The organism is Enterobacter sp. BWH64 (genome assembly GCF_001037645.1).
In the GTDB taxonomy this organism is placed as follows: Bacteria; Pseudomonadota; Gammaproteobacteria; order Enterobacterales; family Enterobacteriaceae; genus Enterobacter; species Enterobacter hormaechei_C.
In genome coordinates this window covers 201,092-223,720 of sequence record NZ_KQ089922.1, presented here as the reverse complement: position 1 = coordinate 223,720, position 22,629 = coordinate 201,092, and the positions used below count along the sequence as shown (strand labels likewise).

General features: G+C 54.9%; 22 protein-coding genes. 15 read left to right on the top strand and 7 right to left on the bottom strand.

Features of this window, described 5'->3' with window-relative positions; translation table 11 throughout:
• Positions 1-9: 9 nt before the first annotated feature.
• From SK50_RS01105 to SK50_RS01095, 3 genes are read right to left on the bottom strand one after another with little or no spacing between them, the layout of a single operon-like run.
• Complete coding sequence (locus SK50_RS01105; protein ID WP_032103779.1) at positions 10-2,502, bottom strand: fimbria/pilus outer membrane usher protein; 2,493 nt, start codon at positions 2,500-2,502, stop codon at positions 10-12.
• Positions 2,503-2,517: 15 nt separating this feature from the next.
• Entirely contained in the window at positions 2,518-3,210 is a 693-nt protein-coding gene (locus SK50_RS01100; RefSeq protein ID WP_015570089.1) for a fimbrial biogenesis chaperone, read from the bottom strand.
• Between the two features lie 52 nt (positions 3,211-3,262).
• Positions 3,263-3,847 carry a fimbrial protein gene (locus SK50_RS01095; RefSeq protein ID WP_017383657.1) on the bottom strand — a complete coding sequence of 195 codons (585 nt, stop codon included), beginning with the start codon at positions 3,845-3,847 and terminating at the stop codon, positions 3,263-3,265.
• 374 nt (positions 3,848-4,221) lie between these two features.
• On the opposite strand from SK50_RS01095, the gene SK50_RS01090 reads away from it, so the two are divergent.
• From SK50_RS01090 to SK50_RS01025, 14 genes are all read left to right on the top strand, one after another.
• Entirely contained in the window at positions 4,222-5,034 is an 813-nt protein-coding gene (locus SK50_RS01090) for a winged helix-turn-helix domain-containing protein (RefSeq protein ID WP_015570087.1), read from the top strand.
• An 18-nt stretch (positions 5,035-5,052) separates the two neighbouring features.
• Positions 5,053-5,523, top strand: a complete 471-nt coding sequence (locus SK50_RS01085) for a hypothetical protein (protein ID WP_017383656.1) — start codon at positions 5,053-5,055, stop codon at positions 5,521-5,523.
• Positions 5,524-5,750: 227 nt separating this feature from the next.
• Complete coding sequence (locus tag SK50_RS01080; protein WP_003860995.1) at positions 5,751-6,374, top strand: common pilus major fimbrillin subunit EcpA; 624 nt, start codon at positions 5,751-5,753, stop codon at positions 6,372-6,374.
• A 45-nt stretch (positions 6,375-6,419) separates the two neighbouring features.
• Complete coding sequence (locus tag SK50_RS01075) at positions 6,420-7,097, top strand: EcpB family pilus assembly chaperone (RefSeq protein ID WP_015570085.1); 678 nt, start codon at positions 6,420-6,422, stop codon at positions 7,095-7,097.
• Between the two features lie 6 nt (positions 7,098-7,103).
• Positions 7,104-9,698 (top strand): CS1-pili formation C-terminal domain-containing protein, encoded by a 2,595-nt coding sequence (locus SK50_RS01070; RefSeq protein WP_048229008.1) that lies wholly within the window; start codon positions 7,104-7,106, stop codon positions 9,696-9,698.
• Positions 9,676-11,274, top strand: coding sequence for a hypothetical protein (locus SK50_RS01065; protein WP_023302845.1), 1,599 nt, complete (start codon positions 9,676-9,678; stop codon positions 11,272-11,274). The genes SK50_RS01070 and SK50_RS01065 overlap by 23 nt, the downstream gene beginning before the upstream one ends.
• Positions 11,275-11,280: 6 nt before the next feature.
• Positions 11,281-11,934, top strand: a complete 654-nt coding sequence (locus SK50_RS01060; RefSeq protein ID WP_006812468.1) for a hypothetical protein — start codon at positions 11,281-11,283, stop codon at positions 11,932-11,934.
• 73 nt (positions 11,935-12,007) lie between these two features.
• Positions 12,008-12,202 (top strand): hypothetical protein, encoded by a 195-nt coding sequence (locus SK50_RS01055; protein WP_013094846.1) that lies wholly within the window; start codon positions 12,008-12,010, stop codon positions 12,200-12,202.
• A 23-nt stretch (positions 12,203-12,225) separates the two neighbouring features.
• Complete coding sequence (locus SK50_RS01050; protein WP_001196016.1) at positions 12,226-12,411, top strand: hypothetical protein; 186 nt, start codon at positions 12,226-12,228, stop codon at positions 12,409-12,411.
• 67 nt (positions 12,412-12,478) lie between these two features.
• On the top strand, positions 12,479-14,575 hold the full coding sequence (locus SK50_RS01045) for a peptidase domain-containing ABC transporter (RefSeq protein ID WP_017383654.1): 2,097 nt from the start codon (positions 12,479-12,481) through the stop codon (positions 14,573-14,575).
• Positions 14,572-15,321, top strand: coding sequence for a hypothetical protein (locus SK50_RS01040; protein WP_017383653.1), 750 nt, complete (start codon positions 14,572-14,574; stop codon positions 15,319-15,321). The genes SK50_RS01045 and SK50_RS01040 overlap by 4 nt, the downstream gene beginning before the upstream one ends.
• A gap of 6 nt (positions 15,322-15,327) precedes the next feature.
• The gene (locus SK50_RS01035; RefSeq protein WP_017693988.1) at positions 15,328-16,578 is read left to right on the top strand and encodes an HlyD family secretion protein; all 1,251 of its coding nucleotides are present in this window, start codon (positions 15,328-15,330) and stop codon (positions 16,576-16,578) included.
• An 89-nt stretch (positions 16,579-16,667) separates the two neighbouring features.
• Complete coding sequence (locus SK50_RS01030) at positions 16,668-17,447, top strand: MBL fold metallo-hydrolase (protein WP_017693987.1); 780 nt, start codon at positions 16,668-16,670, stop codon at positions 17,445-17,447.
• Positions 17,448-17,472: 25 nt separating this feature from the next.
• A complete protein-coding gene (locus SK50_RS01025; protein WP_017383650.1) occupies positions 17,473-18,426 on the top strand; it encodes a GlxA family transcriptional regulator in 954 nt (317 codons plus the stop codon).
• A gap of 28 nt (positions 18,427-18,454) precedes the next feature.
• Here SK50_RS01025 and SK50_RS01020 read toward each other — a convergent pair whose 3' ends face one another.
• From SK50_RS01020 to SK50_RS01005, 4 genes are all read right to left on the bottom strand, one after another.
• Positions 18,455-19,543 carry an AAA family ATPase gene (locus tag SK50_RS01020; RefSeq protein WP_045343890.1) on the bottom strand — a complete coding sequence of 363 codons (1,089 nt, stop codon included), beginning with the start codon at positions 19,541-19,543 and terminating at the stop codon, positions 18,455-18,457.
• Between the two features lie 146 nt (positions 19,544-19,689).
• Positions 19,690-20,649: a YbgA family protein gene (locus SK50_RS01015; protein ID WP_045343888.1), complete on the bottom strand. Its 960-nt coding sequence runs from the start codon at positions 20,647-20,649 to the stop codon at positions 19,690-19,692.
• Positions 20,650-20,751: 102 nt separating this feature from the next.
• Positions 20,752-21,162 carry a hydroxyisourate hydrolase gene (uraH, locus tag SK50_RS01010; RefSeq protein WP_017383647.1) on the bottom strand — a complete coding sequence of 137 codons (411 nt, stop codon included), beginning with the start codon at positions 21,160-21,162 and terminating at the stop codon, positions 20,752-20,754.
• 99 nt (positions 21,163-21,261) lie between these two features.
• A complete protein-coding gene (locus SK50_RS01005; RefSeq protein ID WP_015570074.1) occupies positions 21,262-21,987 on the bottom strand; it encodes a MerR family transcriptional regulator in 726 nt (241 codons plus the stop codon).
• Positions 21,988-22,104: 117 nt separating this feature from the next.
• Between SK50_RS01005 and SK50_RS01000 the strand changes: the two genes are divergently transcribed.
• Positions 22,105-22,629 carry a lipocalin family protein gene (locus SK50_RS01000; protein ID WP_015570073.1) on the top strand — a complete coding sequence of 175 codons (525 nt, stop codon included), beginning with the start codon at positions 22,105-22,107 and terminating at the stop codon, positions 22,627-22,629.

The following is a 22,629-nucleotide window of genomic DNA, read 5'->3' as shown; positions in this document are numbered from 1 at the left end:
AATCCGTAATTAATGGCAAACCGATGAGGGGCTGTTCAGCCCCCAGGCCGGGGAGGAGATTTCGCACTTTCCGCTGCGGAGATGCACGTTGAGCGCGCGTGGCGGCTGTTCAGCACGGATATACAGTACGCTGGCCTGGCCGACATACCCGACAGATCCACCGTGTTCATCCAGCACTTCAGTGCCAAAGGGCAGCGGTTTGCCGTCGGTGCGCGTCGCATGAAGTACCCATGACTGGCGCTTATCGGTGTCGAAGCGGATATAACTCACCGCCCCGTCGTAAGGAGCCACGTTAGCCATATTGCCGATCACCTCCGCGCCAGCGCTGTTTTCCGTTTCGGTTAACGTAATGGCGTTTTTGCGATACGGGGTGGCGTAAGGGACCAGCGCCACGCCATCGCGGTTCGTCATAATGCTTTCATCGCCGTTCACCATCAGTCCCTCCGCCTTTGGCGCATCGACGATAGTCATGGTTGTGCCGGTTTCGTTTGAGGCGAGAACGTGCCACGGGTAGGCCACCAGGCTTCCGCGCCCGCTGAGCCCGGTCTGGCGGTAGTCGGAGGATTCGCTGTAAGAGCCACCGAGTGTCGCGAAGTTCGAACGGTACGCGGCGTTAACGCTTGCCGCATTTTTACCCCCACGCGCATTACTGCCGGAGAGGGTATAGCTCAGGCGGTTCGACGCCAGCGCGTTCCCGCTCATGCTGATATTGCTCTGTTCGTAATGCGAATCGCTGGCCGTCAGGCTGGAGGTGATCCACGCATTATTATCAAACAGCGAGAACGGCAGGCTGAGGGAGAGGTAAAGGCGCGTCTCTTCTTCACTGTCCCTGTTCCGTACCCGGCTGGCCGACAGGGTATAGCTGGCGCGGCCGATGGCGTTGGAATAGCCCATCTGATATTCGCGCGTGGTTTGCTGTGAGTTCCAGTAATCGCGCTGTGTGCCGGAGACAAACACCGTGCCCCAGTTATTGAGCAGGCGCTGATTAAGGTTAAGCGTAAAGGTATTTTTGGGCTGCGCCGCGCGCAGGGCGTCCCAGGTGCTTAGCGACATGTCGGGCGCAACGCCAAACCGATCTTCATAGTCGTCGTACTGCGCTCTCAGGCGCTGATACCCTTCGCGCGAATAGAGCGCGTCGCTGAAGCTGTAATAGCCTTTAGTGGAATAGCGATAGGCCGCCAGGGTGAAGTTGGTGGCGGTGGTATCGATAAATTTGCTGTACGACACGCGATAACTCTGACCGCTGCTGGTGCGATCCTGTAGGGTGGTTTTGGCGTGGGTGACATCAAACGAGACCGCGCCAAAGGGAAGGTTCCACCCGGTACCGACAAGCCCGGCCTGGTAGTTATCGCTAATAATCGTCCCGGTATACCCGGTGATGAGGTTATTAAACCCGTAGCGCAGCGTGGCCTGCATGAATGCGGGTTCGGCATCGAGCGTGTTCTGATGCACTTTACCCGCCACTACGCTGTACTGGCTCACCCCTTCTTTTAGCATCCCGGGCACGGCGGAAAACGGCACCGTGAAGGACTGCTGTGAACCGTCCGCTTCACGCACCACCACCAGCAAATCGCCCGCGGACCCGGTAGGTTGAATGCTGTCGAGGGTAAACTGGCCCGGCGGCACGTTCTCCTGATAGATCACGTTGCCATTCTGGATAACTTTCACCAGGGCGTTCGTCCTTGCCACGCCGTGAACCACCGGTGAAAAACCCTGCTGTGAATTTGGGCGCATCTTCATATCCGACGCCAGCGACACGCCGCGCACGCGCAGGGAATCAAACAGATCGCCAGGAATATAAAAGTCACCCAGCGTAAGGTTGGATTTCAGCGAGGCCAGGGGACGGCGCAGGTAGCGGGTATTATTCTGCCAGCTACTCTCTCCGCTGGCGGTTTTCCGCCAGGCGCTGCTGTCGCGAAACTGCCAGCCGAACAGGTTGGCGCCGGAATCCAGCCCGGCATAAAAATCATCATTTGTGTCTTTCGCAGTGCCTTTCGCGCGGGTGTTGTACCAGGTCGTGTTCCACGAGAGCATCAGCGCCGGGATCCCCTCGTCCCAGAACTGGGGGGCAATGTAACCTTCTTCAGTACGCTGCACGGCCGCCTGCGGAACGGTAAGCGCCAGACTCAGGGTGCTGGTATCGGTTTTGACTTCACCGCCCTGAACCAGATCGCGCAGCTGGACCTGCCCGTGCGCAATGGCGGGCGCAGGCACGGACGTGGTGTTGATGCCCAGCGACCGGGCATCTTTCCAGGCAAGGCGGATGTCGTCACGCTGCTCGCCGTAGATGACGGTATAACGTCCCTTCCAGCTGCCGTTTACGTAGATATCCATCTCCTGACTGCCGGCAGGCATGGCGTTGTTTTCGGAAAAGCGAGACAGATCGGACTCACCGGATGCGCCAGCAAGCAGGGAGGGATCAAACGAGACGGCCCCTGATTTATGCGAAAGCAGAAGCGTGCAGACTGCCAGCAGACAGAGTCTGTTTTGTTTCATTTTCATGGTGAGTCTTTCCGATCACTGACTGGTGAAAGTCCGGGTTTTATACGCGCCAAGATCGTCCACATACATCAGCTGGAAGGTCTGTCCGCGCTTAACCGTATTTTTGGCGGCGACCGTCAGCTGCCCAAACGGGGAAACCATCGGGGACTCCTGGAGCAATTTCGTTTTACCCAGCGAAATATTGGCGACCGTAATATGGAACGGACTGTTATTTGTAATGCGAAAGCGATCGCCGTCGGCGGCGAGCGTCAGTTTCGCCACCGCGTCATCCAGCGTGCCTTTCAGCGCAGCGGGCCGATAAAAAAGTTTGATACGGGATTTAATCGCCAGCTGAACGGTATTCTGGTTTTGCAGATTTTCAGGTCTGGGCGGAATGTCGAGGACATTCAGGAAAAAGACGGATTCGCGATCCGCAGGCAAGCTGGACGGCAGCTTTTTAATACGAAGCTGTTGACCATTATGTTCGTTAACCTTTATCACCGGCGGCGACAACAGAAACGGCACATTGGCTGTTTCCGGCGTGGAATTAATATCACCGTCATCTATCCAGGATTGTACCAGAGCCGGCGCATCGCCCGTATTCATTAACTGGACGATCACCTCTTTGTTATTTTCAGGATAAAGGACACGGGTGCCATTAATGACAATATTGGCCCATGAGTGACCCGTGCTTAGCAGTAAGCCTGCCAGCAAAATTGCCTTGCGCATGATTGCAACCTTAAATACAGGCTCTGCGAAAACAGAGCCTGAATAATCACTATTACAGGTAGGAAATGGTATACGTTACGTTGGAGCTTAACTCGCCCACGGTGGCGGCAGCGGCGTTTGTTTTATAGTAATAAACGTCCAGCGTCAGCGTTTCGGAATCTGGCGCGGTCGCTGTACCCATAATATTTGTCGTGTAAGGCTGGTTCAGGGTAATAGGCGTAGACGAACCTGGCTCCACTAACGCAAAGCCGACATTACGTGCCACGCTGGCATCGCTTTCGTTCACGCTGTTATTCAGCAGGTATTTACCGTCAGTGGAAATATTATCCGCGCTGGAGAAATAAACTTTCAGCGGGGTACCGGTCGTTCCGGCTGCTGGTGAGCAACCAGAGAATGTCAGCGCAATAGATTTTTTATTTCGGGTGATCAGGCCAACCGTGGTGCCCGCATCTTTTACCGAAATAGGGGAAAGCGCAACGGTAAAGTCCGCGCTTTTACCGCCGTTAATGGTACAGGTTGTATCGGTAATAGCGCCGGTAAAGTTAATGATACCACCCGCCGAATTGTCTGCGGCCACTGCGCTGGTAGAGGCAATAGCGGCGGCCAGCAGTGATACGGTCATGATCGATTTGAACATGATAAACTCCATGAAGATTTGTGTTATTTAAAATGAATGTTAATCGGCTACACATGTCCCTGATGTACCGGCTAGACGCATGGCGACTCGGGAGAATGCTTTGACGATATTATGTTGCAATAAAAAAGTACATAACAAAACATTATTCCAACAACTTCTAAAGTTTAAGATTATAATCTTGTCAGTATGTTTTTTTTAATGTTTTAACCTAAATGCGTTGGTTCGAAGATTTTTATTAATGCTTTAATAATCGTTAATTAATGAAGCTTTATGAATTCATCTCTCAATTAATATCACGCGACTTGACCACACAAACTTTAGACTTATTATTGCCTGGCAAATGCACAAAAATTTAACAATGGCGTAATAATAATATGAAGTATCTCATTGATCTTACAATGCTTTATGAAGTCGACACCGGTATGATCATGATTAATGGAGAGGAAGAGTCATCCATTAAGTTATCTAACCAGGCGGGTCGTCTGCTTTATGAACTTATCATCAATAATGGTAAAACACTCGACAGAGACGACCTGATAAAGAAGGTCTGGGAGGATCATGGTTTCTCTGGTTCTTCGGTGAGTCTGAATGTTGCCATAAGTGAAATCAGAAAAGCATTTCGTACATTAGGCTGCGACCCTTTACTGATAAAAACGATACGTGGCAAGGGATTTAGCCTTGCCGCGCATATTGAACACCACACGGTCAGGCCGCCGGTTATTTCAACGCTTAGCGAAGAATCTGCCTCTGAAGCATTCGATACGCTAGCGCATAAGAAAGATGCCGATCCGCCTAAACAAATAATATCGCTGCACAGACTCTTTATTTCTCTCTGCACGTTATTACTGATTATTGTTACCGGCACCGCTGTTTTACTGTTGCACCAGCGGGATTCCTATGCCGAGAGCCTGAAAGATTCTGATATGCATCTGCTCGGTAAAGTGGACAGGTGTACGATATACCTGATCGATAAGAATATGTATCAGCCGCGACAGCACTACTTTAATCACGTAAAAGAGGTCATCGCCAGTCAACATATCGACTGTCAACATCAGGTTGCAGATGCTTACTATTCCAGGTTTAAAAAGTCGCAGATAGAAAATTATTTCCTGGCCATCTGTTATCAGCAGGACAGTATCGACGATTATAAGAACTGCATTTCTTACAGAAGCCTGACCGGGAGTTAAAATATGTCAAGGACTAAAATGAGTGTACTGTTCAGTATCGTACTGGCGCTGTCTGTCATCGCGTTGTTATGGGTCTATTTTACCAGAACGCAGGATGAGGGGTTTGGCTGCCAGTCAGATACCATTTCCTGGAAAACCTATTCCACGGGTGAGTCAACCGATATGTCGCTAACCACGCTTTTCCTGTTTAACAACAAAGATGTTGTGACGGTTATTCATAAAGGCGTACTCAAGAAAGAGGGCAAAAGCTACCTGATTGACAGAAATTACACGCTCAGCGTGGAAAAGGTCGACGGCAGCAATATCTTTTATATTAAGGATAAAAAGCTGAATAAATCTGAAGATGATGCGGCGCCGGATGGCGTTGTAAACGAAATGTTACTTGATAATATCAACTTCTTCTATATTACCAGTGTAAAAAAACATGCGTGGTTAATTAAGGGGCTGGTGTTGCCTGTAATGATGTGTGTAGCTGTCCCGACGTCCTGATATTTCTCTTTATTGAAAAATCGATATTTATCTATTACTCGGGAAATTGAGTGATTTACTCAATACGTAACAATAAGATACGAGAAATTTATTTATATTTTTATTGTTGCTCTCCGTCGAGTGAATTTTTCTGTATTGCCTCGTTATTTTGCGGCTGTCTATACTCCGCCTCGAAAAAGGGGCTCCCCTTTTTATACACGTGGATTCTTTTTTGAAGGACTAAATAAATGAACAAACTGAACGCTATCGTTCTGGGCTCCCTGCTGTCTGTTTCTGCCCTGAGCGCAGTTAATGCAGCTGAAACGACGGCTTCTGCCACCTGGCAGGCAACCGCGACCAAAGACAGCGAATCCGATCTGGTTGTTACGCCAACGCGTGCTTTGAACTTCGTTTACAGCGCCAATACCAAATCTTTCAACACCGATACCGGTCTGTTTGATGTGGCTATCCGTGGCGATCACTCTACGGCGACCAGCTTCAAACTCGAAGCTATCCTCGACGATTCAAACAACACGCTGTTCAGCGTGGGTGGTGAAGCGACCAAGCTGAAAGTGGGTGCGCGTTGGGGCGGTAACGACCTGGGCTCTATCGGTGGCACCGTGGGGGCGAAATCGACCGCATGGACCACGCTGGTTGATTCTTCTTCTAACACCGGCGTCTCTTCTGGCCTGTGGAACCTGACCACCAGCGCAGGCGCGGCGGCAGATACCGAAATTACCGGCCAGGACAAATTCGTCTTCTACGTTGACTCCGCTCAGGACAACGCGGGTACTGCGAAAGAGTTCAAAGACCTGACCAACAGCCTGTGGGAAGGGACCGTGTCTGTTGCGTTCCGCGCAACCTGGGGCTAAGGCCTGATCGATCCAGGGGCGCAAGCCCCTGTTTAGGGAAATAGCATGTTTAACCTCAAATCCACCTTCTTATTTTTATTATTTATCTCTTCCTCCGCGCTGGCCATTAATGTGGGAAAAGTCACCACCATTATTTCTGCGGATGCTGACTCCACCGCCAAGGAAATAAAAAACGAAGCAGACAGCGTGCGTATTGTTTCTGTTCGCGCACAGCGGATCAGCAGCCCAATGGATGAAGGGATCGTCATTAATCCGGAGAAAGTGGACGAACTGTTGCTGACGCCCACGCGCATGGTAATGCCCGCCGGTACCAGCAATATCGTCAAATTTTACTATCACGGGAACGCCGATAACAAAGAGCGTTACTACCGCATTACCTTCACGGATGAAGGGGTAAGCGAAGAGGTGGACAGCGGTTCGCCAAAAAACGGCACCGGGATGACGCGTGCGGTGGTGAGCACCATTCTGGTGGTTCAGCCCCGGGATAAGAAGATCGACTTCGTCTATGTGGCGGGAAAAATAACCAATAAAGGGAACACCTCGTTTCGCGTCAATGCGACCGGGACCTGCCTGAAGCCGAATCCGGAATCCCCCGGCACGCCGTGTAGCAAAAACTTCTACCTGATGCCAGAGACCTCGCGCGCTATCGAGGATATCAACGTTACGGATAACCATTTTCATCTCGGAATATGGGACCTGAAACAGTTCATTCCTGTTAAGTAAGGATGCATGGTGAAAAATAAATTAGTGTTGCCGGTGATGATGGCTTGCGCATCCGGCACGCTGCCCGCGCTTGCGCATGCAGCCTCAAGCTCCGTGGTTATCGCTAATTACCGTTTTCCCGACTCGCTTTATGCACTGCTGGAGCAGGGGATCAAAATTCCCGTCTATCTGGTGAATACGCGTCCACACTCAGCACAACAAGGGAACCACGAAGGCACGGCGAGCGAATATGTTCGTATCGGTGACGTGACGCTCTTTGCAAAAGATCTGAAGCTGGGGCTGAGGGATGTTCAGGTCCAGGAGTCTGATAACGGCATTCGTCTGTCAAAAGAGATGCGGGCGTTACTGCAAAGCATTAACGATAAGCAGTTTGATGGCCAGATGCGTATTCCGGTTAGCGCGGGTTCGGCGTTCGAACTGGATCAGAAAAAAATGCGCCTGTTGCTGAATCTGTCGCAGAGCGACTACGGGGTGAATATTCGCCCGCGTGAGGTGGATATTGATGCGCCGGAGTCTGACGACCTGAGCGGCACGTTCTCCTACAACCTCGGGGCGTATCACACCGAGAGCGGCTACGGTGACAGCTGGTCGTCGGGCTATCTGAACGCGAGAAACTGGATCTCAATGGGCGTCGATCATGTGCTGATCGACGGCTCTGGCTACGTCAACGAGAGCAGCAGCGATACCCAGATGAACGCGGTTATGTGGGAGCGCGACTATCAGGGGATGCGCTACGCCGCGGGCATGCTGAACGGCTGGGCGATGCAGTCTCTGGCGAGCGTCAGCGGGATTTCCGGCGGGGAAGTCTACGGCGTTTCCATGGGCAACCAGGCCAACTCCCGCAAGCGCGACAACACGCTCTCTCTGACGCCGGTGGTGGTCTATTTCCCCACGGCGGGCGAGGCCCGTATTCGCCGTGACGGGCAGCTTATCGGCATTCAGCGCTTTGACGTCGGCAACCATGAAATTGACACCAGCAGCCTGCCCTACGGGATCTACAGCGTCGAAGTTGAAGTGGTGAGCGGAAGCCGCACCGTGTCGCGCAGCATGTACACCGTGAATAAGCCGTTCTCCAGCAACGTGTCGGAAACGCTGCGCTGGCAGATGTGGGGCGGGATGTATAGCCGCGATAAATCCGTCGTCAATTATAAAAAATACGCGAAACGCAAAAACGAGCAGGACAACACCTACTACTACGATTACGACACCAAACATAAAGACACCATGTCGCTGGTGGGGGCCTCGTTCAGCAAGCGCAGCGGGATGGTCGACTGGAACGCCTCTACATACATGATGCGGGAACACATCGTCAGCGAGCTGTGGGCCTCCCTGAACCTGACGGGCTATTTCTCGGTGAATACCCAGACCATGGCCGCCTCCGACGGAACGTATCGCGCCAACTATGGGGCGAATCTCAGCCTGCCGTGGCAGATCGGTTCGGTTTGGTACTCCCATGAACAGCTCTCCAGCGGCAAATTCCTGGATATCTATGAGAGCAAGGGCAACACCTGGGGCGCTTCCTTTAGCCTGCCGTCATTCGGCCTGCCCTCGGCGGGCAACCTGAGCCTGATGCGCCAGGAGGACGACCTCTATCACTACAAACGCTATCAGCTGGACTACTCCCAGGGGTTATACGCCGGTCGCTACGGCACGGCGCGCCTGCGGGTGGGAATGTCGCGCAACAAATACGACGGGTATTACGAAGAGAAAGATCGTTACGTGATGCTCGATTTCGCCATACCGCTCGGCAATACCGTGTCGGTTGGCGTTTCCCACAATCGCGATACCGGCACAGCGCTGAACGTCAGCGCCAGCCGCCAGTTTGAAGGCGATTACCTGAAATCGGCCACCGCCAACGTCTCGAAAGCCTTTAACAGCCGCCAGGATCGCAGCGTAAGCGGCGGCGGCAGCGTGAACTTCGACACGCCGTGGAACAGCAACATCCTCAGCGTCCAGAGCGGCATGAGTAAAGGCTGGAACTCCACGCTGACCAGTGACGGCAGCGTGGGCTGGTCCAAAGAGGCCATCGCCGCCGGGAAAGGCACCGAAAGCGCAGGGGTGATTGTCAGTACCGGTCTCAAATCTGATGAAGCGCTGACCCTGAAGCTTAACGGCCGGGCAGAACGCATCAAAGGGGATAAGACCTGGCTGTCGCTGCCGGCATACCAGGCTTATGACCTGGAAGTGATGAACAGTGAAACCGGTACGGAAAGCTATGAGATTGGCGCGAATGCGCGTCGCCATATCACGGTTTATCCGGGTAATACCGTGGTGATGAAGCCGCAGGTGAAGAAAATCGTCACCCTGTTTGGTCGTCTTGTGGATGCAAACGGGGCCCCGGTTGGCGCCATGCAGATCAAAAACCATGTCGGGCTGACCCGGACGGAAAACGACGGACGCTTCGTGATCGACGTTGATAAGAACAACCCTGTCCTGAGTATCGCCACGCCGGACGACAGCGTCTGCGAAGTGCGCCTGGACATCGAGTCTAACCGCGGTGCGCTGTGGCTCGGAGACATCTCCTGCGACAAAGGCGATTTCGTCTGGCAGGAAGCAAAAGGAACGCAGGAACGTGACGATGAAAAAGATATTCGCTCTTAATTTACTGCTGATGAGCGCGGCGGCCCAGGCGCAGGAGCTGCCCTATTTCGCCATTAATAACCCGGACAATAACGGGACGGGAAACAGCGCGGGGCTGTTTAGTCTGAACAGCACGTCGACCGCGTTTTTACACGGTTCGCGCGAGTGGCCGACCCTGAGTGCGAAAACGAATAACGGTATCGCCACTTACATCCCGGACAACAGCTACAGCGGTCCGGCAGGCAGCGCGCTGACCATCGACTTTTCGGTGACCGGTTCCAGCGCCTCTCCGTTCTTCAAAGGGACGGCGTGTTCCTCGTCCTGCGGCAACACGGGGTACACCCCGACGACCAGCTATACCGACACGTCGATGGTGGTTAAGCCGCCGGTGATGGAGCCCGGCACGTCATACGGGCGCTGGGTACTGGGCGATCCGTTCTTTAACTATCTGCTCAACGCCGCGCCAGGGGATGAAGTGACCATCACCTCCACGCCGCAAATCAGCTCCATCAACAAAGTGACCACCACCAATACGCTTCACAAGGTGGGCACGCTGACCATGACCAACGCCAGGGCGCTTAACCTGGGGATTGACCCGATCAGCGGTGAGGTGACGATTGTCGATGGATCAACGGGGGCCACCTGCACCAAATACACCCGCAACACGGTCTCTGGCGTCCTGTGCGACCTGCTCGAATACACGTTTGTTGGGGAGGACATCTCCGGTTACAACGGGGGGCTGGCGCTCACCTCTTCCCGCGTCAACAGCGTGCTGCAATCGCACATGAGCGGCGGCACCGGGCTTGCCGCCGAGCTGACCTTCGATGAAAACACCTGGTACAGTATCTCCGGCGGTATCCTGAGCGATACGCGTGTCCTGGCGAACACCTTCCTTGCAGCGCCGCAGAAAAACGGCGGCAAAGCGTCCCTTAAAATCTTTTTGCCGAAAGCGTTAATTCTGAGCGTGGCGCAGGCGGGGGACGGCAGCAACATTGGCAATATCGTCAGCCTGTGTCTGACGCCCGGCAACAGCTCGCTGGCGGCGGATTTCTGCTTCCAGCCGGGGGGCGGCCTGGTGATTAACCCTATCGAGCCCGGGCTGGAGATTGTGCCAGACAACCCGGATTACACCCTCGATCCTGACGGTCTGGGCGGCTCCGGGAAAGGTATTATCGGCGAAGCGCCCATTGAGATCCCCTACACCATCACCTACAGCGGGGCGCAAAAAGATGCGGCGATTGCGGTCACGGTAAAAGTAACCGGGCCTACCCAAAGCCTGAATGGGGTGGACTACTGCGCCTTTAGCGGCAACGGTTTCACGGTTCCCATTCCGGGCAACGTGCTGGTGGGGAAAAGCCAGACGCTGATGGCGCACAACTGTAAAGGCGAAGTACTGTCGATCCCGGCGCCGGCCACCCATGCGGAAGAGTGGGACAAAATGAGTTCCGGCGTGACCGATATGTGGCTCTGGAAAACACCGCTGATCCTCCAGTTCGTTATGGATAATCCGGTATCGAAAACCACCTATGACGGAAATAGCTGGTTTGGCGAAGTGACCGCGCAGGGAAGAATAGATGTTAGCGCATCCTGGAATTAATCAACCATGACTGGAAAATTCCTGGCTATTTTTGCAATAAATTGCTTCATTTCCACAGGGGCAAATGCTTTAATTATCGAAAGTCTGAATATTGATTTTCTTCCCGAAAGAGAAGTTGTTTTTCAGCCGATAAAAAACGACACCAGCGAGCGTCAGAATTATACCGTTTCGCTTATTCAGGTAGACGTTCCTAAAGAGAAGGGAAAAGAAACCGAAATAAAAGACGGCGAAGTCATGTATTCGCCTAAGCAATTAACGCTGGGGAGCGGTGAACGCGCGGGTTTTAAATTTTATTATACCGGCCCGCATGACAACAAAGAGCGATACTATCGCGTAAAATTCACCGAGACGCCGCTCCAGGCAAAGGTTATCACGCGCAAAGGCCAGCGCATCCAGTCGGATGTGGTGGTCTCGCTTGAGGCTATTTTGATTGTCCGTCCATGGACACGACATTTTGATTATGCGTTTAGCAACGGGGTGGTGAGTAATACCGGGAATACCTATTTTAAATATGTTTCCTCGGTCGGGTGCAGTACGCAATACAACAATTCAAAATATATTCCGCCGGGGCAACGGCTGGAAATAGATAATGCCGGGCAGGCTGCAAGGCGGATGATTATTTATGGCAATAAAATCATTCCGCTTACCACCTGCCCGTAGCAACCGCTTTCCTTCATAAAAGGAAATTAGCCTTTAGCATCATGCTAAAGATCCATCACTACAGGAGATAAAAATGAAAGCGATTTCATTCGTAGAAGCGAAAGACATTATCGGTGGCGCGTTAAACCCGTTCGCTGGTCTGGTTAAAGGTGCACAGCTGGGTTACGACACCGGCGCAAGCATCATGGGCATGGTTGGCGGTGTGGTTGGCGGAATTCTGGGTGGCGCAATGGGCTTCCTGGGTGCGCTGGTTGGTAGCTACAACTAATTCACGTTAACAGGAAAAGACTCATGCAAGTTATTGATTTCAAAAAAGCACAGGCCATCATCGGTGGTTGGGATCCGTTTGCTGCCGCTATTCAGGGCGCAAGCGCGGGCTATAACGCGGGCAGCCAGATGTTAGGCGCGCTGGGCGGCACCATCGGCGGCGTGTTCGGCCTGGTGGGCGGCTTCATCGGCGGTTTCTTCAGCGCCTAAGCGAGAAGCACGTTGTACGCATGGCCCGCATTGCCGGGCCATTTTTTTATTTCAGCCACGGATCATTATGTTTTCGCTCTTTCAGTATAAAAAACAGGGTAAGACCCCTGTTATTCGCCAGCATGAATTTACCGAATGTGGACTGGCCTGCCTGGCGATGGTGTTGGGGCACTACGACCACCATGTCTCTGTCAGCCAGCTGCGCCGGGAGATTTCCGTTTCCGCCGATGCGGGAACCTCAATGGCGGAATTGATGACCCTTGCCAGCGATAAAAATATGTCTGGCCGGGTGCTTAAAGGCGAAATCACTGAAATAGAAACGTCTGAGCTGCCGCTCATCGCCTTCTGGCGCGGCAACCATTTCGTGGTCATCGTGAAGATCGACAGCCGCAGCGTGACCGTTCACGACCCGGCCAGCGGCGTGCGTCGTTACCGTCTGAAAGAGGCGGAAAAACTCTTTTCCGGCTATGTTCTTGAGCTTAAGCCCACGCCGTGCTTCGAAAAGAAATCCCCGGATGAAAAGCTCACGCTTGGCCGGTTAGCCAATAAATCCCCGAGCCTGTTCCAGCGCCAGCTGCTGCTGTTTGTGCTCTGTATTTTTACCCTCATCACCATGCTGGCAAGCCCCACCTACGTGCAGCTGATTATGGATGAGGCCATTTCCCGCAGCGACAGCGATCTGGTGATCCTGCTCACCGCGATCTTCGCTATTGTCTTTATCTTTGAAGTCATCGGTAAATTCCTCAAGCAGCTGCTTGAGATCCTGATGCGTAACATTGCCTATGACGATTTAAGCCAGTCCGTGCGCCACTACATGCTGCGCACCCAGACCAGCTGGTTCCGCTCGCGCCCGCCGGGCATCGTGCTGGCCATTGAAAAATCGCTCCACGCCTGCGCGGAGTTCATCAGCAATGGTTACGTGCAAATTCTCTTTTCCAGCCTGATCGCCGTCACCAGCCTGCTGTTTATGCTGCTGTATAACGTCAAAATTGCGCTGCTGACGATGCTGCTGATGGGCGTGTTTTTCCTGATCCGCTTTTCGCTGATCGGCCCCTATCAACGCGCGGTGGATGACTCCATCGAGCGCACCGCCCAGTATGAATCCCTGCTGGTGGAGACGCAGAAAGGGATCATTACGCTCAAAGCGAACAATATGGAGCAGGCCCGGGATGCGGTGATGGATAAATCCCAGCGCGAACACATCGCCGGGCTGATGCGTAAAGAGCGGCTGCTGGCCCGCTTTGACGTGGCTTCGCTGCTGGTGATCAATGCCGAGCAGCTGCTGGTGGTCTGCTTTGGCGCGTGGTTGATCCTGGAAGGGCAGATGAGCATCGGGATGCTTTACGCCTATATCAGCTATAAGCGCTATTTTTCCGATGCCATGGTGCAGGTGGCGCAGAAGCTGCTGGACAAAAATGCCCTCAAGGGGCCGCTGGATCGCGTGGGCGACCTGCTGTTTGCCCCCTCTGAAACCAGCCAGTTTGGGAAGCGGATTGTCACCTCGCCGGTCTGTCTGCAATTTGAGGATGTCTCATTTGCCTATCCTGGCCGGGAGGCCACGCTACAGCATATCAATATGACCCTGAAGCAGGGCGAAGAAGCGGTGATTGTGGGCCAGAGCGGGTCGGGAAAAACCACGCTGCTGCGTCTGATCTCCGGCATGCTGCTGGCATCGTCTGGCACGCTGCGGATCAATAAGATCCCCATTGAGGAGTGCGATCTTTCCTCGCTGCGTCAGCACATCCGCATCGTCCATGCGGACGATATTCTCTTTACCGGCTCGATTCTGGACAACATCGCCTGCTTTGACAGCGCACCGGATAAAGAGCAGGTCATTGCCGCGTGTCGGCTGGCGGAGGTGGACCACGTCGTCGCCAGGCTGCCGCACGGCTACGAAACGGAGATGCTGCCGGGGAACACCTTTTTCTCTGCCGGGGAGATGCAGCGTCTGGTTCTGGCGCGCGCCCTGTACAGCCAGCCTAAGCTTCTGCTCTGTGACGAAGTGACGGCGAACCTGGATAAAACGACCGCGCAGAAAGTGCTGGCGAACCTGCGTAGCCTGGGGATTGGCCTGGTGTTTGTCACCCACTCGCCGGACGTGGTGGGCTGCCAGGGGCGTCTCTATACCATGGAAAACGGCACCCTGCGGGAGAGTGAGCAATGATGTTTCTGCCGCGTCTCTATGCGCGACTCTGCGCGCGCCAGGCCGGGCGCACGCTGCTGGCAAACCGGATCACGCAAAACTACAGCCAGTTTATGCGCTGCCCGGAGACCGATGTCCCGGCTGATTTTCTGCATCAGAACGCCCATGAGCTGAGCGGGTTTAACTTCGTGGAGCAGATCTTCCCGCCCGCGCTTTGGGCGCGCAACGTCCGCTTCGATCTGCACGCGTACGTGGCGCAGTGGACGCAGGAGCAGGCGTTTTACAGTTCATCTCGCACCCTGCTTCTGGGAATGCGCTGGGCGGGCTTTGGTCTGATCGTGGATGCGCTGCTCGCCACCGCGCCAGCCGATGTGCGCTTTCAGTTTATTACCCGTCACCCTGCGCTGCATAAGCTAATGGCCGCGCACGAAGGCCGACGCGCCAGCTCGTTTTTCGCCCCTCACCGCCTGGTGACGGTGCTGCTGATGGACGAACGCCTGCCGGATGCGCCGCTGTTCTCCACCCAGGCAGGGGATCAAAAGGCGTGGTTAACGGATGTCTCAACGCGGTTTTTATCGCGCTATGGCTACAGCGTCCGAACGCTGCTGCCGATCTGTTCGCTGCATGCGGTGGAGTTTGGGCTGGAGAGTCAGGCGTATGCGCCAGAGGATTACCGTCAGGCCGCCGCCGACACGCTGAACGCGCTGCGCAAAACCCCCACGCTCTGGAGTGCATGGGACGATCTTTCAGTGATTTATCATGGATGACATATCGTGAAATTAAAAAACCGAAGCCGACAGCGGCGGGCGCTGATCCCGCATCATTTCTCAAAAAGCTATCACATCAACGCGCCACGGCTGAAAGCCGTGCTGACCTTGTTCATCACCTTTTTTCTCTGCCTGCTGGTTTTTGCCATCGTCTTTAATTTTTCGGAAACCACGCTGGCACGTGGGGTGCTGATCCCGGCGCAGGGCGATGTGGAAGTCCGCGCCCGGGAGTCCGGTACGCTTGTGGATTTTGCCGTACGGCCAGGTCAGTACGTGAAGGAAAACGATCCGCTGTTCACCGTGTCGCAGGACTATGGCGGCAAGCAGGGCTCGGTGGTGCAGTTTGACCGCCAGCAGATGGAAGCGGAGAAGAAGCGCAGCGAGCAGCGCATCCAGGCCATTGAGGACTCGATTGCGTCGTATCGCAAAAATCTGGCGCAGCAGCTGGCTCTCACCGACAAGCAGATCGCCGTTTCCCGCGATAAGGTGAAGAAGCTGCGCGCGCTGTTAAAAAACAGCACCGACACCTACGAGGCGTGGAAATCCGTCTCCGGGAAGGGCTATGTCTCCAAAGTGGATCTCGATAAAAGCCACAACGATGTGCTCAATGCGCAGCTCAACCTGACGCTGGAGGAGAGCACTATTCTTGAGCTTGAGGCACGAAAAACCAGCCTGACCGACAGCACCCAGTCGCAAATTGACTCTCTGAGCGAAGAGCAGCTGTATGTGAAAAACCGCATCAGCGAAATTGACCGCAACCTGTCCAGCCGGGGAAGTTCCACCATGGCGATGCTGGCCCCTTCCGATGGTTACGTGGTGGCGATTAACTTCCCGCCTGGCCGGGCCATTACGCAAAATAGCGAGGTGGTAGTGGTGATCCGTAAAAATACCGCGGCGACGATGGAGGGGTACCTGTATGTTCCGGCAACGGGGGTGGGGCGCGTGGCGAAAGGCGATAAGGTCAAGCTGCGCTTCGACTCCTGGCCCGTAGACAAATACGGTTCCGTGGAAGCGACGTTGTCCGATTTCTATGAGGTAAACATTGATGCCCATTCGGCGCTGATCCCGCTCCAGGAGGGGCAGAACTACTACCTGGCTAAAGTGCGCGTCCCCTCCTGGTTTACCGACCCGGACAAGAAAAAGCGCATGCTGATGGGCGGAATGACGGTGAACGCCGATATCGTTATCGATCGTAAGCCGCTTATCAATCTGCTGATTGCGCCGCTGGAAAGGGTACGCAAGCGGTTTATCGATTGACCCGATTTCATCGATCATCGCCCTTTAGCCCACATTCTTAACGGCACCCTGGGGCTATTCTCCTTCTCATACCAACCGGAGGATAGCCCATGAACATTACGCAAATTCGCAATGCCACCCAGCTGATCACTTACGCGGGAAAACGCTTTTTAATCGACCCAATGCTGGCGCCAAAAGGCACTTATCCGGGTTTTCCCGGCACGGCGCGGGCTGATATTCGCAACCCGATGGTCGATCTTCCCGTTGACGTTCAAACGCTTCTGGATGCTGACGCGGTGATCGTCACCCATACCCATGCCGATCACTGGGATCAGTACGCCGTTGAGCTGATCGCCAAAGGCAAGCCGATCTACGTGCAAAATGATAGTGATGCCGCGCTGCTGCGCAGCCAGGGATTTACCAACCTGACGATCATGACCGGGGAAACAACGTACGGCGATATCCGGATAGTGAAAACCCACGGCGGCCAGCACGGTACTGACCGCGCTTACGCCGTGCCGGAGCTGGCAGAGTTTCTGGGGGAAGCCTGCGGCGTGGTGTTCCGTCATCCCGATGAGAAGACGCTTTATATCGCAGGGGATACCATCTGGCGCGATGCGGTGGCGGCCGATCTGCAAAAGCACCAGCCGGATATCGTCGTGCTCAACGCCGGTTACGCTCATGTCATTGGGTTTGGGCCGATTATCATGGGGGAAGAAGATCTGCTTAACGTGCATTTCCTGCTGCCGCAGGCGAAAATCGTGGCGACCCATATGGAAGCTCTCAACCACTGCCTGCTGACCCGCCGCGCGCTGCGCGAGTATGTTGATGCCAACGAGGCAGGTGACGCGGTGAGCATTCCCCAGGACGGCGAAACCGTTATATTCTGACTGTTAAAGGGGACAGGAGAGACAGATGCCGCTTATTAACGTTGCCATTGTCGCGGTGGACGGGTTTAGCCCGTTCCACTACTCCGTCCCCTGCATCCTGTTTGGCGACACGGTATCCGGGGAAAAGCGCTTTAACGTCACGATCTGCGCTGAAAAACCGGGATTCCTGAACTCGAAAGACGGTTTTGCCCTGCATGCGACGCAGGATTTTTCCGCGATCGCATCGGCTGAAATTGTGGTTGTACCCTACTGGCAGCACGTTCTGGAGCGCCCGCCTCAGACGCTGCTCGACAGCCTGGTTCAGGCCAGAGACAACGGGGCGGAAATTGTTGGGCTGTGTCTGGGATCATTTGTGCTGGGCTATGCGGGCATACTCAGCGGCAAACGGGCCGCCACACACTGGGAGTTTGAACGCCAGTTCCAGTCGCTATTTCCGGACGTCCGACTGGATATCAACGCCCTCTACGTGGATGACGGCAATATGATTACCTCGGCGGGTACCGCCGCCGCGCTCGACTGCTGTTTGTACATCATCCGTCAGCGCTTTGGCAGCGTCGTCGCCAATCAGATTGCCCGCCGGATGATCGTCCCGCCGCACCGAGAGGGCGGGCAGGCGCAGTTTATTGCGCAACCTGTGCCGAAAGATACCCGTGATGGGCGGATTAACTGTCTGATTGACTACCTTCAGCAGCATATTTCCGAACCGCATAACCTGGACTCTCTTGCGGAAGTGGTGTCGATGAGCCGGCGCACGCTGACCCGCCATTTTATCAAGGCGACGGGCATGAGCGTTGCCGACTGGCTTACCGCCGAGCGCCTGCGGCGCAGCCAGATCCTGCTGGAGTCCGGCAACCTGCCAATCGAAAACGTCGCCGGGCAGGTGGGGTTTTTATCAGCGGTGACGTATCGGCAGCAGTTTAAGGCGCGCTTTGGCGTCAGCCCGGCGGAGTGGCGCAAGACGTTTCGTACTCGCCAGTAGGCCAGGTAAGCGTAGCGCCACCTGGCAATTACCCCAGCCTCTCCATCCTCGTCTCCCCCTCCGCCATCGACAGCTGATACAGCGAAAACGATCGGTGCTTCTCAATCAAATGCGCCAGCTCCGGCGAGTGGCTGGTGAGCCAGATCTGCGAATAGCGGCTGGCCTCGGCAATGAGGCTTGCCAGGGCGGGCAGCATCTGCGGATGCAGGCTGTTTTCCGGTTCGTTGAGGACGATGAATGCGGGAGGGCGCGGGCTTAACAGCGCCACCGCCAGGCACAAAAAACGCAGCGTGCCGTCGGAGAACTCTGCCGGTTCCAGCGGCCTGCTCAGCCCCTCGCGCTGCATCATCATGCGGAAGCGCCCGCCGGTGTTGTCGCTGTAAAACACACAGCCGGGAAAGGCCTGGTCGAGAATGCGCATCAGCAGCAGCTCGTCGCCAATTTCGACAATGGTCTGAAACGCGGCGGCCAGGTTCGCGCCGTCGCTGGCCAGCACCGGGGAACGAAAGCCCACCTGCGGGGCACGGATCGCCGAGCCGGATGAGACGGAAAACTCGTGATAAAATCGCCAGTTACGCAGGGACTCGCGCATCTGCGACACTTCGGGGTAGAGGTGCGGTTCGCCGAGCTGACCGAACACCGACTCGTTCTCATACAGCGTACCGCTGTGGGTCACTTTTTCGTGATGCACGTTGTTCAGGAATACCGCCTGATTCTTACGCTTCATCAGCTGTGACGACGGGCGACGGTGCTGTCCGCCGAGCCAGATAGATTCCTCCTTGATCACCGGATCGAGCTGAAACTGTGAGGGGTAGGGCAGCTTTTCCACGAACCCGACCTGAAGCTCATATTCATAGGTTTCCGTTTCCACCGCCAGGTTCATGCGTCGCAGCTGGTCGCTGCGGGTTTTTCCCGCCCAGAACACTTTCAAAATTCCCCCCTCGTTCGCCAGCGCCTGGGAGAATTGCCCCTGCGCCGCGCTGTGCATCAGGTAAATCGCTTTATAAATATTAGATTTTCCGGTGCCGTTGGGGCCGAACACGATATTGAGCTGTTCCAGCTCAAGCGACATATCGCGAATTGAGCGGTAGTTCTGAATATGCAAATTTTTGATCATCGGGGTACTCCGCTGTGCACGCTTAACCTGTACAGAATTACAGTATTTTACGCTGAGCGCAAAAAAAAGACGACAGTGAGGGTGTCGTCTAAACGGGGTACTGCTTTGGGCCTCTGTGGGTCAACAGGGCCTTCGCTTCTTTCTTATCAGGTAACGGCCAGACGCAGACCCAAATCATCAGGATAGGGAGCAAAGTAGTTTTGCGTCATCAGATACCGGTCAGGGTATTCAGCCAGATAATGCTTCAGCAGCGTCAGCGGCGCGAGGATCGGCAGCAGCCCGTCCCGGTAATGCAGGATCACATCCCGCAGTTCTCCACGCTGGCGGCTGTTCAGCTGGTTACGGAAATAGCCCTGAATGTGCATCAGCACGTTAGTGTGATTCTTCCGCGAAGCGGGTTTTTTCAGGATGGTCATCAGCTTGTCGCGATAGGCCACGAAAAACGCGTCCAAATCGTCCCACTCGTGCAGTGATGCCACGAACGGGCCAATTTCACGGTAGCCTGCCTGATGGTGCGCCAGAAGCTGAAGCTTATAGCGGCTGTGAAAGTCCAGCAGGGCACGGCGCGTCAGGCCATTTTTACGCATTACGTTCAGTTCGTGGAGAGCGAAAACGCGCTCAACAAAGTTTTCCCGCAGTACCGGATCGTGCAGGCGACCGTCTTCTTCGACGGGCAGCCAGGGGAAAGTTTCAAGGAGGGCGGCGGTGAACAGCCCGACACCCTCCTTGCGGCCCCGGTTGCCGTTTTCGTCGTACAGCCGCACGCGCTCCATGCCGCAGCTGGGGGATTTTGCACAGACGATAAAACCCGCCAGATCGCCGATTTTCGGCAGATAATCTGCCGTAAATGCGGCCATCTTCTGCGTGACGTCATCGTGCGGCGCTTTGCTGAACCGCATTTCTGTCTCGCCGCCGGTGGTCATCACCAGACGCAGCGCCGGACGAGGCGTGGGCAGGCCGATAGCCATTTCAGGGCATACCGGACGGAAAGCGACCCACTGCGCCAGCTCATCCATCACAAAGCCCATACGCTTATGCCCGCCGTCAAAGCGAACGGCGGAACCGGTCAAACATCCGCTAATACCCAGCACAGGTTTTGTTGTCATGGTGTGCACCTCCCGATCTCATACCTAAAAGTTACACAAGAATGCGTATTTGTCCAAGTATTGGCGGGATTATTTTTAAATCGTCTTTAAAATCAAGAGCAATCAGCTGCCCTTGTAGGTTGAGTAACCGTACTGGCTGAGCAGAAGCGGGATGTGCAGTTTTTCATTGGTGCGGGTGACGGTGAACAGCACCGGCACTTCCGGGAAGAAGGAGTCCAGCTTTTTACCGTGGAAGTAATCGGCGGTTTTGAAGGTCACTTTATACACGCCAGGCGCCATATCCTGATCCTGCGGATAGAGCGATTTGATGCGCCCGTCGTGGTCGGTTTTACCGCTGGCAATCGGGGTCCACTTGTCCTGCTCCTGCTTCTCCAGCGTGACGGCCACATCCGCTGGCGGCATACCGGTTTGCTGGTCCAGAACGTGAACGCTCAGGGTGCCTGCCGGGGCGCTGAACGCGGCAGGCGCGAAAGCCATTGTAGCCAGCATCATCAGAGGGAGTGTCTTTTTCATCGTGTTTTCCTGTTGAGTTGTCGGTGACAGGAAAACGTTAGCACTCGCTGTGCGAAAAAATATTCAACTTTTCGTGAAGATTGCCTCAGCAGAAAATAATCAGAGGATAATCACCTCAAGGGAAACCTGCTGCTGCCACTGCGCAACCTGCTTTTTCCGCACGGCGGTAAGTTTACCGCTGGTGACCAGCAGCCATTTGCGGTCCGGGAAAATTTCCGGGGCCAGCGCGGCAGGGGGAACCGGCAGTATGTCGATGCGGTGGCCCTGGCCGGTGCGCGTCAGAGCTTCAAGCCAGATCTCACAGGGGTCGTTCAGATGCCAGCCGCTGATGAGGATGTTATCGCCCGGCGCTTTTTTATCGCCCTCAAGGCAAAACGAGGTATAGGCGATGAGGATGCCGTCGAGGATCTCACGCAGCGTCATGGCGGCGGCGACGTTGGCCGATATCTGGCTGCGCAACGGACGCAGCACGTTAGTGACCAGCTCTGGCCTTGGGTATTCGCGTCCGGCGTCGTAAATTATCTGACGCAGGGACTCAATTTTCCCCTCCTGCAACTTTTGCAGCATGGCCTGTTGCAGGGTTTGCCAGTTATTGGCGCGGCGCGGCGCAGGGCGTTCCAGCAGTGATTTTACCTGACCGATGGGTACGCCTTTTTTTACCCAGTCGAGGATTTTCAGCGCCTGCTGAACGTCCTCATCGCTGTACAGGCGGTGACCGCCGTCCGTACGCTCGGGTTTGAGCAAGCCATAGCGTCGCTGCCACGCCCGCAGCGTGGTGGCGGTGATGCCGCTGAGTCTGGCGAATTCGCCGATGGAGTAAGCCATGTCTGCATCCGAAGAGAAGGAGTTGTCTCAATATACTACGAATATTCCCCGACGGGATGAAGCGCCGCACGGGTGCGCTACACTTAACGTCCAACCGCGTAAATGAAAGGAGTTCTCATGAGGCTATGGCCTGTCGTTACCGGTGTCGCCATTGCGCTGACGCTGGTTGCCTGTAAATCTCCCACGCCGCCGAAAGGCGTGCAGCCCATTACCGGCTTTGATGCCAGCCGCTATCTCGGCAAATGGTATGAAGTCGCCCGACTGGAAAATCGCTTCGAGCGCGGTCTGGAACAGGTCACCGCGACGTACGGCAAGCGCAGCGATGGCGGTATCAGCGTACTGAACCGCGGCTACGATCCGGTGAAGAAAAAATGGAATGAGAGCGAAGGAAAGGCGTACTTTACCGGCGAACCGACCACGGCTGCGCTGAAGGTATCGTTCTTCGGCCCGTTCTACGGCGGCTATAACGTGATCAAGCTGGATGATAAGTACCAGTACGCGCTGGTCAGCGGCCCGAACCGCGACTATCTGTGGATTTTATCGCGCACCCCGACCATTCCGGATGCGGTAAAACAGGACTACCTGAACACCGCACGCGAGCTGGGCTTCCGGGTCGATCAGCTGGTGTGGGTGAAGCACTAA